Origin of the sequence: Lactococcus sp. DD01, from assembly GCF_001578715.1 — a bacterium.
Taxonomy (GTDB): Bacteria; Bacillota; Bacilli; order Lactobacillales; family Streptococcaceae; genus Lactococcus; species Lactococcus petauri.
The window spans coordinates 1,465,671-1,477,585 of record NZ_KQ968939.1 but is presented as its reverse complement, the minus strand read 5'-3'; the positions used below and the strand labels follow the sequence as shown (position 1 = coordinate 1,477,585).

Annotated in this window: 12 protein-coding genes; all 12 read left to right on the top strand. The window is 37.5% G+C overall.

Features of this window, described 5'->3' with window-relative positions:
* The first annotated feature begins 130 nt into the window (after positions 1–130).
* Positions 131–1,000 carry a glucose-1-phosphate thymidylyltransferase RfbA gene (gene rfbA / locus LACDD01_RS07215; protein WP_019292678.1) on the top strand — a complete coding sequence of 290 codons (870 nt, stop codon included), beginning with the start codon at positions 131–133 and terminating at the stop codon, positions 998–1,000.
* Entirely contained in the window at positions 1,001–1,597 is a 597-nt protein-coding gene (locus tag LACDD01_RS07210) for a dTDP-4-dehydrorhamnose 3,5-epimerase family protein (protein ID WP_061414005.1), read from the top strand.
* Between the two features lies 1 nt (position 1,598).
* Positions 1,599–1,856: a hypothetical protein gene (locus LACDD01_RS07205; protein WP_019336021.1), complete on the top strand. Its 258-nt coding sequence runs from the start codon at positions 1,599–1,601 to the stop codon at positions 1,854–1,856.
* 22 nt (positions 1,857–1,878) lie between these two features.
* The gene (gene rfbB, locus LACDD01_RS07200; protein WP_019293029.1) at positions 1,879–2,922 is read left to right on the top strand and encodes a dTDP-glucose 4,6-dehydratase; all 1,044 of its coding nucleotides are present in this window, start codon (positions 1,879–1,881) and stop codon (positions 2,920–2,922) included.
* 15 nt (positions 2,923–2,937) lie between these two features.
* A complete protein-coding gene (gene rfbD, locus LACDD01_RS07195) occupies positions 2,938–3,834 on the top strand; it encodes a dTDP-4-dehydrorhamnose reductase (RefSeq protein ID WP_061414003.1) in 897 nt (298 codons plus the stop codon).
* A gap of 111 nt (positions 3,835–3,945) precedes the next feature.
* Positions 3,946–5,097 (top strand): beta 1-4 rhamnosyltransferase Cps2T, encoded by a 1,152-nt coding sequence (gene cps2T / locus LACDD01_RS07190; protein ID WP_061414001.1) that lies wholly within the window; start codon positions 3,946–3,948, stop codon positions 5,095–5,097.
* 21 nt (positions 5,098–5,118) lie between these two features.
* The gene (locus LACDD01_RS07185; protein WP_061413999.1) at positions 5,119–6,060 is read left to right on the top strand and encodes a glycosyltransferase family 2 protein; all 942 of its coding nucleotides are present in this window, start codon (positions 5,119–5,121) and stop codon (positions 6,058–6,060) included.
* Positions 6,057–6,866, top strand: coding sequence for an ABC transporter permease (locus LACDD01_RS07180; protein ID WP_019293026.1), 810 nt, complete (start codon positions 6,057–6,059; stop codon positions 6,864–6,866). The genes LACDD01_RS07185 and LACDD01_RS07180 overlap by 4 nt, the downstream gene beginning before the upstream one ends.
* 10 nt (positions 6,867–6,876) lie before the next feature.
* Positions 6,877–8,037, top strand: a complete 1,161-nt coding sequence (locus LACDD01_RS07175) for an ABC transporter ATP-binding protein (protein ID WP_061413997.1) — start codon at positions 6,877–6,879, stop codon at positions 8,035–8,037.
* Positions 8,034–8,924 carry a polysaccharide pyruvyl transferase family protein gene (locus tag LACDD01_RS07170; RefSeq protein ID WP_040086880.1) on the top strand — a complete coding sequence of 297 codons (891 nt, stop codon included), beginning with the start codon at positions 8,034–8,036 and terminating at the stop codon, positions 8,922–8,924. The genes LACDD01_RS07175 and LACDD01_RS07170 overlap by 4 nt, the downstream gene beginning before the upstream one ends.
* A 10-nt stretch (positions 8,925–8,934) precedes the next feature.
* A complete protein-coding gene (locus LACDD01_RS07165) occupies positions 8,935–10,269 on the top strand; it encodes a DUF2142 domain-containing protein (protein WP_061413995.1) in 1,335 nt (444 codons plus the stop codon).
* A gap of 19 nt (positions 10,270–10,288) precedes the next feature.
* Positions 10,289–11,915 (top strand): rhamnan synthesis F family protein (locus tag LACDD01_RS12365; protein ID WP_231863398.1); only part of this gene is annotated, 1,627 nt, incomplete at its 3' end.

The following is an 11,915-nucleotide window of genomic DNA, read 5'->3' as shown; positions in this document are numbered from 1 at the left end:
GTGCTAGAGCGTTGCTTCTAGTCCTTTTTGCTCCTACCTCAGGCAGAATTAGAATGAAATAAAAGTAAAAATATGCTATAATTATGCTGATTAACTATAATAAAATAGAAGAAATAAAGTGAGGTACCTCATGAAAGGGATTATTTTAGCAGGTGGATCAGGAACGCGTTTGTATCCACTGACTCGTGCAGCAAGTAAACAATTGATGCCCGTCTATGATAAACCAATGATTTATTATCCATTATCTACACTGATGTTGGCTGGGATCAAAGATATTTTGATCATCTCAACACCAGAAGATACACCGCGTTTCCAAGAACTCTTGCAAGATGGTTCTGAATTCGGTCTAAACTTGCAGTATGCTGTTCAACCAAGTCCAGATGGTTTGGCTCAAGCTTTCATCATCGGCGAAGACTTTATTGGTGATGATTCAGTTGCTCTTATCTTGGGTGATAACATTTATCATGGCCCAGGGATGTCTAAGTTACTTCAAACTGCTGCAGCCAAAGAAAAAGGCGCAACTGTGTTCGGTTACCAAGTGCCAGACCCAGAGCGTTTTGGTGTTGTTGAGTTTGACGAAGACATGAACGCTGTTTCAATTGAAGAAAAACCTGAGGTACCAAAATCTGACTACGCAGTAACAGGGCTTTATTTCTACGATAATGATGTTGTAGAGATTGCTAAAAACATCAAACCTTCACCACGTGGAGAGTTGGAAATCACAGATGTGAATAAGGCCTATCTTGAACGTGGTGATCTCTCTGTCGAACTTATGGGGCGTGGCTTTGCATGGCTCGATACAGGAACACATGAAAGCTTGCTCGAGGCAGCGCAATATATTGAAACAGTTCAACGTATGCAAAACGTTATGGTTGCTAACCTTGAAGAAATTGCATGGCGTATGGGCTATATTTCTGAAGAAGCCGTACGTGAACTTGCACAACCGCTTAAGAAAAACGCATACGGTAAATATTTACTTAAATTGGTAGGTGATAAATAAATGACGGATAACTTTTTTGGAAAAGAACTTGCAGCACGCAAAATTGAAGCTATTCCAGGTATGTTTGAATTTGATATTCCGGTTCATGGTGATAATCGCGGCTGGTTTAAAGAAAACTTTCAAAAAGAAAAGATGCTTCCACTCGGTTTCCCAGAAAAATTCTTCGCAGAAGGAAAATTACAAAATAACGTTTCTTTCTCACGTAAAAATGTTTTGCGCGGTTTACACGCTGAACCATGGGACAAATATATTTCTGTAGCAGATGGTGGACGTGTTTTGGGCTCATGGGTAGATCTTCGTGAAGGCGAGAGCTTTGGTCATGTTTACCAAACAGTGATTGATGCCAGCAAGGGCATTTTTGTACCACGTGGCGTTGCCAATGGTTTCCAAGTTTTAAGTGATACTGTTTCATACTCTTACTTAGTAAATGACTATTGGGCTTTGGAACTTAAACCAAAATACGCTTTCGTCAATTATGCAGATCCAACTTTAGGTATTGAGTGGGAAGATCTTGCACATGCTGAAGTGAGTGAAGCAGATAAAAATCACCCACTGCTTGCAGATGTAAAACCCCTAACCGCAGATTTACTCGGCTAAAATGAAGGCCAAACATCTACAAAGTAAAAGAATACTAGAGTTTTGGCAAGTGAATAAGGAAAATGAACAACCTGTGTGGGTAAAGAAGGCCTTTGCTTCAGGTGGATTTTCTTGGTTAAATGATAAAACATTACGTATTGTTAATACTGGTGGTTTGATCAAGATTAACGCTGCTCAAGATGAATTTCTGGTGTTTAATGGCAAATATTTAAAAATTGTGTCAGCGCAGAAATTCAAACAAGACTATCGCTTGCAATAAAAAATATACTAGAGGAAAAACAATGACTGAATTTAAAAATATCGTAGTCACTGGTGGTGCTGGATTCATCGGTTCAAATTTCGTACACTACGTTTATAATAATCATCCAGATGTACATATTACCGTTTTAGATAAATTAACGTATGCGGGAAATCGTGCCAATATTGACATGATTCTTGGAGATCGTGTAGAGCTTGTCGTTGGTGATATTGCAGATCCAGAGATTGTGGATCAGGTTGCTTCCAAGGCAGATGCGATTGTGCACTATGCGGCAGAAAGCCACAACGACAACTCACTTAAATCACAAGATGAGTTTATCCAAACGAACTTTATTGGGACATATACCTTGATTCAAGCGGCACGAAAATATGATTTACGCTTCCATCATGTATCGACAGATGAAGTTTATGGTGATTTGCCTTACCGCGAAGATTTACCAGGACATGGCGAAGGCGAAGGTGAGAAATTCACTGATAAAACACCTTACAATCCATCAAGTCCTTACTCTTCGACTAAAGCAGCATCGGACTTAATTGTCCGTGCTTGGGTACGTTCATTTGGCTTGAAAGCGACAATTTCAAACTGTTCAAATAACTATGGACCTTACCAACACATCGAAAAATTTATCCCACGTCAAATTACAAACATTTTATCTGGGATTAAACCAAAACTTTATGGCGATGGTAAAAATGTGCGTGACTGGATCCATACAGAAGACCATTCTTCTGGCGTTTGGACAATTTTGACCAAAGGTCGTATGGGTGAAACTTATCTTATCGGAGCCGATGGCGAAAAAAATAATAAAGAAGTTTTAGAAGAAATCTTAACGGAGATGGGACAAGCACCTGACGCTTATGATCGTGTAACTGATCGTGCTGGCCATGATTTGCGCTATGCTATCGACAATACAAAACTTCGTACAGAACTTGGCTGGGAGCCTAAACACACAGACTTTGAGTCAGGCTTGAAGGCAACAATTGATTGGTATACTGAAAATCAAGACTGGTGGAAGGCAGAAAAAGCTGCTGTTGAAGCAAAATATGCTGAAAGCCAAAAAGTTCTCTAAGATAAAGGAATAAATATGATTTTAATTACTGGTGGAAATGGCCAACTTGGTACTGAGTTACGCCATCTTCTTGATGAACGTGATGTAAAATACTTTGCAGCAGATGTTAATGAACTTGATATTACGGATAAAACTGCTGTTGATACTTTCTTTGACAAAAATAAACCAGAATTGGTTTATCACTGCGCTGCCTACACTGCTGTAGATAAAGCAGAAGATGAAGGTAAAGCTCTTAACGAAAAAATTAATGTTGATGGCACACGTCATGTAGCTGAGGCAGCTGCTCGTGTTGGAGCAACACTTGTTTATATTTCAACGGACTATGTTTTCAATGGTGATTTACCTGTTGGTCAAGAATGGGAAGTTGATGCGCCTAAAGGCCCTGTTTCAGAATATGGACGTACAAAATTACTCGGGGAGCAAGCAGTTGAAGCATCTGGTGTGAAATTTTATACGATTCGTACAGCATGGGTATTTGGTAGCTACGGACCAAATTTTGTTTTTACAATGCAAAATCTCGCCACTCGTTTTCCAGAAATCACCGTTGTTAATGATCAACACGGTCGTCCTACTTGGACCCGTACATTAGCAGAGTTTATGGTCTACTTGGTTGATCAACAAGCAGAAGCAGGTTATTATCACCTGACAAACGATGCTGCACCTGGAGAAGATGTAACATGGTTTGATTTTGCTAAAGAAATTTTGAAAGATACAGATACAGTTGTAAAACCTGTAGATTCAAGTAATTTCCCATCTGCCGCGAAACGACCATTTAACTCAACGATGAGTCTTGCTAAAGCGAAAGCTACAGGATTTAATATTCCAACATGGCAAGAAGCTCTTGCACAATTGCTGACCATTGGTGACTTAAGAGAAAATAAAGATAAAGTCAAAGGCGAAACAGCAAAATAAATATGGCATCGACAAGTTTTGGAGATGATAAAAAAACAGCGAAATTCTGTCTTTAAGGCAGAATTCTCGCTTTGAGAGGTTAAAAGTTTGCGCTTGCAAACGTAGAAAAACATGAAAACACACATTTTTATTATTGGTAGTCGTGGATTGCCAGCAAAGTATGGAGGGTTTGAGACTTTTGTAGAAGAGTTGGTTAAACACCAAAGTAATCAAAATATTAAATATCATGTGGCTTGTCAAAGCGAGAATTCAGATATAGAAGTTGTGGATGGTCATTTTGATTATCGAGGGGCTGATTGCTTTGTTATTAATGTGCCAAACATTGGACCAGCACGTGTAATTGCATATGATGCTCTGGCAATTAATGCAGCCCTTAAGCAAATTAAAGAGGAACAAATTATTGAACCAGTCTTCTATATATTAGGAAATACGATAGGTGGCATTATTGGTCACTATGCTCATAAAATTCATAAGGTCGGCGGAAAGCTGCTTGTCAATCCAGATGGGCTTGAGTGGAAACGTACCAAGTGGCCGAAACCTGTGCGCCGCTATCTTAAGCATGCGGAGAAAAAAATGGTCCGTTGTGCGGATATGATTATTAGTGACAATCAAGGTATTCTTGATTATTTACGTGCAGAATATGGCCAAGTCAAGAGTGAGGTGATTGCTTACGGTACGGAGAAGTTCAATTCAAATTTGACAGAATCAGAAACTCTGGTAAAATATAAAACTAGTGATTATTATTTGATTGTAGGGCGATTTGTGCCTGAAAACAATTATGAATTACTCATTCGTCACTTTATGAAAAGTAAAACGAAGAGGGATTTAGTGATTATTACAAATCACGAAGGAAATCCTTATTATGAAGAACTCCGAGCTCAGACAAATTTTGACAGGGATCCTCGGATCAAATTTGTGGGCACAGTTTATGATCAAAATGAATTGCGTTTTATCCGCGAGCAGGCTTTTGCTTACCTGCATGGTCATGAGGTGGGCGGAACCAACCCAGGTCTTCTTGAAGCCATGTGGTCGACTCCAGTCAATGTCGTCCTTGGTGTGAATTTTAATCGGATGACTGCGGGAGATTCCGTCATTTATTTCGATAAGGAGAACCTTTCAAACGTGCTTTCAGAAGTTGAAAAAATAACAACTGATGCACGTCAAAATTTACAAAACAAAGCAAGACTAATTATTGAAGAAAAATACACATGGGAACACATTTGTGCCCAGTATGAAACCTTATTTACAAAAATAAGCGACTGAAACCGAAAGAGGCCTCTCAACATGCCCAAAGTTAATATTTTAATGTCGACTTACAACGGTGAAAAGTTTGTTGCTGAGCAAATTGAAAGCATTCAGAAACAAACATTTCAAGATTGGAACTTGATTATTCGAGATGATGGGTCCAAGGACGAAACCGTTAAAATAATCGAGCATTTTGCCAGTAAAGATCATCGAATTAAAGTAATTAAAGCCAAAAACGTTGGTGTAATTCAATCTTTTTATCAATTGGTAAAAGCTGATATTGCTGATTTTTATTTTTTTGCTGATCAGGATGATTACTGGCTACCAGAAAAATTGGAAATTATTCTGGTAGAAGCAGAAAAGCATGATAGTAATATCCCTACTATGTACTACACGGACCTTAAGATTGTTGATAAACAACTCAATATCTTATCGGAAAGTATGATTCGCAGTCAGTCCGATCATGCCAATACGGAACTGGTTCAAGAACTCACAGAAAACACTGTTACTGGTGGTGCGAGCATGATTAATCATGCTTTAGCAGAAGAGTGGCAAACCACTGAGGATATCATCATGCATGACTGGTATTTAGCACTTCTAGCTACCGCAATAGGGAAATTGGTATACATAGATCAACCAACGCACCTCTATCGCCAGCATGATGCGAATGTACTGGGGGCAAGAACGTGGACGAAGCGGATGAAAAAATGGTTACGGCCACATCTTTGGTTTGAAAAGTATTGGTGGCTTATCGAATCTAGTCAAAAGCAAGCACAAAAACTTCTGACAGAGAAACTGGATAAGTTATCATTGTCGAACGAGGCGCTTATCCAAGACTATGTTGATTTGCTCAACATGCCAAAGGAAAAGCGACGTCTCACACTCAATCAGTACAAGTTACGAAAGAATAAAAGTTTCCATACTAAAATCTTCCGTACTCTGATTCTTACAAAATTTGCATATAAAGGAAAAAATAAATGAATTTCTTCAGCCGTAGAAATCAAATTCTACTTAAAGAACTGATTAAAACAGACTTCAAACTTAGATATCAAGGGAGTGCTATTGGTTATTTATGGTCGATCCTCAAGCCCGTAATGCTCTTCTTGATTATGTATCTCGTATTTGTACGTTTCATGCGTTTTGGTGAAGGAACACCTCACTTTGCTGTAGCACTGCTCTTAGGGATAACCATCTGGAATTTCTTTGGTGAAACAACAGGAATTGGAATGCTCTCAGTCGTAAGTCGAGGGGATATGCTTCGAAAAGTGAACTTTTCAAAATCAGTTATCGTTTTTTCAGTTGCTGTCAACGCTTTTATTAATTTGATGATTTCACTTGCAGTAGTGACTGTCTTTGCCTTAATTAATGGTGTTCAGATGTCATGGACAGTTATTTTTGTCGTTCCACTCTTATTAGAGCTTATCCTTTTTACTACAGGGATTTCCTTTATACTTGCTACATTTTTTGTCTATTTTAGAGATTTGGGGCCTATTTGGGAAGTTGTCATGCAGGCCGGATTTTATGGTACACCGATCATTTATCCAATTACCCAAATTTCAACCAATCATCTTACCGTAGCAAAATTTCAAATGTTGAACCCAATGGCACAAATTATTCAAGATATGCGTTATGTGTTAACTTTTAGTAATAATACGAATCCGACCTTATGGCAACTTTGGGATAATTCATTCGTAATTGCTATCCCTTATGTTCTTTCCGTCCTCATTTTTGGTTTAGGATTGTGGGTATTCAATAAAAATTCGAATAAATTTGCGGAAATTGTTTAAGGAGGAAAGAATGTCAGAAGTAGCAGTAAAAATAGATCATGTAAGTAAATACTTCCGCCTCCCAACTGAAGCAAGTACGAGTCTACGTACAACTTTGGTCAATCGCATGCGAGGCATTAAAGGATATAAGGAACAACATGTTCTCAAAGATATTGACTTTACCGTTGAAAAAGGTGACTTTTTTGGAATTGTTGGTCGTAACGGTTCAGGAAAATCAACACTTTTAAAGATTATCTCTCAAATATATACACCAGAAAAAGGAACAGTTACCGTTAATGGAAAACTGGTCAGTTTTATTGAGCTTGGCGTCGGCTTTAACCCAGAACTTACAGGTAAAGAGAATGTTTACCTGAATGGCGCGATGCTTGGCTTTTCTACCGAAGAGATCGATCAGATGTATGATGATATCGTGGAATTTTCTGAACTCCATGAATTTATGAACCAAAAGTTAAAGAACTACTCAAGTGGAATGCAAGTGAGATTGGCCTTTTCAGTCGCAATCAAGGCTAAAGGTGATGTACTTGTTCTTGACGAAGTACTTGCTGTGGGAGATGAAGCCTTTCAACGTAAATGTAACGATTATTTCTTAGAACGCAAAGCTTCAGGTAAAACAACGATTTTAGTCACTCACGATATGAATGCCGTGCAAAAATATTGTAATAAAGCAATTTATATTAAAGAGGGCATTGTTGAAAAAGGCAATATCCAAGATATCACCAACAAATATTCTGAAGATAATCTTGCAAGAAATAATACATCCGTTGGAGAAGAAGCAACTGTTGCCGCAAAGATTGCAATTGAACCAGTATCTCCTCTTTCGCTTTCAAAACCAGAAGATAAGTTTGTTGGAAAATTAAATGTACAACTTTTTGATGAAACATTGGATAAATCAGATTTATTTATTTCTTACAGCCTTCACGATGTAAAACGTGGTGGAATAATCTACGATAGTGGTTCAATGCCAATACACACAGTAGACACTATTGAAATCCCGATGGAGAATTTTCACAATACCGAATTCGGCTTAGTTGCAACAATCCGGATGAAACGGCGTGTAGCAGAGGATGGGTTCATTGAAACTGAGCTTCTGACTGCCTCGCCGTTACTTAGCTTTGTTTATCGTGATTCTTCAGACAAACGCACTTATGGACTTTTAAAAGAAATCAAATGATCCCAAAAAAGAAAATCAAACTGTATTCATGGAAAGCACCTGGTGATAAACCTAACTTTGGGGATGAACTTGGTCCGGAAATTATCCAAAACCTATTCTCTTACCTTGAAGTGGTTTATGAACCAGATATCAGAAAAGCAGATCTGCTCTCTGTTGGGAGCCTTTTGCATATCCTACTTGATTTAGAGTGTAATCGGCCAACGAAAAAGGTACATATCTGGGGCAGTGGAACAATCTACCCACTTCAGGCAGAAGTAGGTTCGATCAAAGAAACATATCCCTTGCACAACTTTTCAGAGCTTAATTTTTCGAAACTAAAATTTCATGCAGTACGTGGAAAGCTTACGCAAGAAGATTTGAAGCTCCCACCCCTGCCACTAGGTGATCCAGGACTTCTTGTTAATAAAGTTTACCAAGAAAGTCCCAATAAAGAAGATAAAATAGGAATCATTCCTCATTTTGAGGAAGCAGACCACCCTTTTATTCAAAAATTGGCTGCAGATCCAAGATTTAAAATTATTGATGTATTGCGTGCACCGCAAGCAGTAATCACTGATATCACCTCTTGTAAACTTGTTTTTTCTTCCTCACTTCATGGACTAATCGTTGCTGACAGTTTTAAAATCCCTAATCTACATATGAATCTCTCAGACCGTCTGGTTGGGGGAGATTTCAAATTTGAAGATTATTATTCAGCAATAGGAAAAGAGCATAAGTTGGCAGACTTGGACTTGATGTTGAATCAAGATTACCAAGAACAACAAATTGCAGCATACTTCCCTATCCAAGGGCTTGAAGAAAAACAGCAAGCCTTATTAAAAGCCTTCCCCTATAGAAGAACGAACTATATTTATTCATTATTAGCTAAACTAAAAATCATTTCATAAGGAGAAAAAAATGAACACGACGGACAATAGAAAATTAAAGCTCCCTGCAGAGAAATTCTTTATCATCGTTGTGCTCATTTTTGGTGTATTCTCAACTTTTCTCACACCACCGATGACGACAGGGGATGAAGGTTATCATCTTAGTTATGCCTATAATCAGTTTTCATCGAAACATCCAGAAGTAATGACCACACCTACTCTCAGAACATTAGAAGTTGAAGCTATAGGAGGTGTTACAGGTAGTACAGCAAATATCAGTATCAAGGATACTATTTTCAAAAAAGTGGATTTAGAGAATGATGGTATTCGCTTCAATTTAACGAGTAATGGAAATAGTTTTGTCCCCATTAATTTTATGCATCTCCCAGCGTCCATAGGTGTGTTAATCGCCCGTCTTATCTATCCAAGCATTGGTGTGATGGACTATGGTGGTAGACTTGCTAATCTCCTGTTTTTCGCTCTTTGCTTTTACTTTATTATCAAGAAAAGTAATCAGGGTAAGTGGTTGCTCGTGATGCTCTTTACTGTTCCTTACCTTATGAAGATTGCAAGTCCAAGTTACGATATCTTTAGTTTTATTGTCTTTGCAATGTTTGCACTCAACTTTTTAGAGTTAACACAAATCAAGAATTTTAAGGAGTTGAGTAAAAAGCAAAAGATTTATAGTTTAGCGACTATCTTGTTGCTCTTTTTAGCGAAGAAAAATTATGTTTTCTCTCTCTTTGCCCTTATTGGACTACCAATGGTCTATAAACCTGTTGTTACCACGATTAAGAAAATGAAGAAACACACAATAATTGTGTTATCTACATTAATTGTTGCCTTGGTTATCGCAGGACTTGTTCTTTTCAACGAAAAACTTGGCTTAATTCATTTTGGAAAAGTATTTTTTAATAACTATTTAAATTTTGCAACTATGGGCCCTAACGCACGAAGAATGTGGATGATTACTCCAATGAATCTTCCAGACTTTTTCAATATCATATGGATTTTATTATTCTGCTGGGTTGCTATGGGGGAGTTCAGACGTGTGTATCCTAAATGGACAGTATGGAGCTCAGGAATGACTTATTTTATTAACTGGATTGGTATTTTCGCAGGCTTCTATATTGGTCAGAGAGCGCTCTCGACCTTCGATGAACTCTCTGGTCGCTATCTCCAGCCCCTGATTATTTTCTTCCTTCCAGCATTACAAAACTTGGGCGCAAAGTATAATATTCAACTTTCAGAACGAACAGTCGCAAATATTGCAAAAGTCTCTACAATTACGATAATGGTTCTTTATTTATTTATCGTTTTCTATCGAGGATTTATTCTAAGAGTAAAACCGACAGGAGTTGTTTAAAAAAGGAGTAAAAACCCCCATGAATGATAAGGTTTCTGTTGTAGTCACTTGCTACAATCATGAAAAATATATTGCAAAATGTATCAAAAGTATCTTTGAACAAACGTATCAAAATATTGAGCTTATTGTCTTTAACGATGGTTCTACAGATCGTTCGGGAGAGATTATCTCTTCGTTACTTCTAGAATCTCCTTTTAAAGAAACAAAATACTTTTCAGGCGCGAATCAAGGTGTAGTAAAAGTTAGAAATGCGGCCCTAGAACAAATAACAGGTGAGTACTTGTTGTTTGTGGATAGCGATAACTTTTTGAATAAAAATCATATTGAAGTCTTACTCAAAGAAGCAGAGAAAAATGGGGCAGATATTGCTTACTGTCAAATTTGGGATTTCGAAGCGAAACACAATATGTTACGTGAAAACCTTGACTTTAGCTTGGAAGATGAACTTGTACACAATTCAATTGACATGTCATCTTTAGTTAGAACAAAAGTTATAAAAAATGTTAAATTTGATGAAAATTTAAAAAATTTAGAAGACTATGATTTCTGGCTTAACTTAATTCTTAATAATGGTGCGAAAGCTTTTTTTGTAAGAGAGACGAAATTAAATTACAGAGTTCTTGATGATTCACGAAGTCAAAGAGACGACTTTGAACAATATTTTGAAAGTTATCTTTATATTTTGAATAAGTATAGAGAGGTTCTTGGAGATAAACATGATCAAGCACTTAAGGAAAAACTTACTTCCATAAATGAAATTGCTGAGGAGCGACTTCTCTTAATACAGGATCTAGAGAAGGTATTACATTATAATGAACAGCAACTCCAGATCAAGGAGCGACAGCTCCAAGTTAAGGAGCAACAACTCCAAAATTTAGTCCAGTCAAGAAGCTATAAATTAGGGCATTTTATTATACATAACACGAAACGCACCCTATTTGTCTTAAAAAGACCAAAGCTATTATTAAAAGCTCCTAAAAAAATATACTGCAAATTGATAGGAAATGTCCATCCGCTTCTAGAAATACGTAAAGATTTGCTTCGGCCTTTCCGAAATAAAGCGCGTGCGAAAAATAACTACCACAATCCGAAACGTGCACTCGTTTACGTGGTGTATGCAGATGGTAAAAAACTTCAAGAATACAAAATCATTTTCTTGAGAGCACTTGCTAAACTGTCCAATGAGATTATTATTGTGGCCAATGGTTCCCTCATTCCAGAAGATAAGACGATTTTGGAAACTTATGGTCGCGTAGATATTCGTCCCAACGAAGGCTACGATACAGCAGCGTTTAGACAGGGAATCCTTACACTGGCAAAAGATTCACTTTCGCAATTTGATGAACTATTGCTTGTCAATGATACAAATGTGGGTCCTTTTATCGACCTAAAATCTACTTTTGAAAAAATGGCTTCACAAAAACTGGATTTTTGGGGGATTTCATATGGTGAGCCGCAAGCAGATTTTACCGGGTATAATAAATATAAAACTATTCCGATTCATCTTCAGTCTTATTTCCTCGTTATTGAAAAAAGTATGTTTACCTCTCGAGAGTTTATAAAATATTGGGAGAAGATGGATGATACAAATTCCAGAAACAAAGCTATTGGAAAGCACGAAACAGTCTTCACAAAGCATTTTGAAT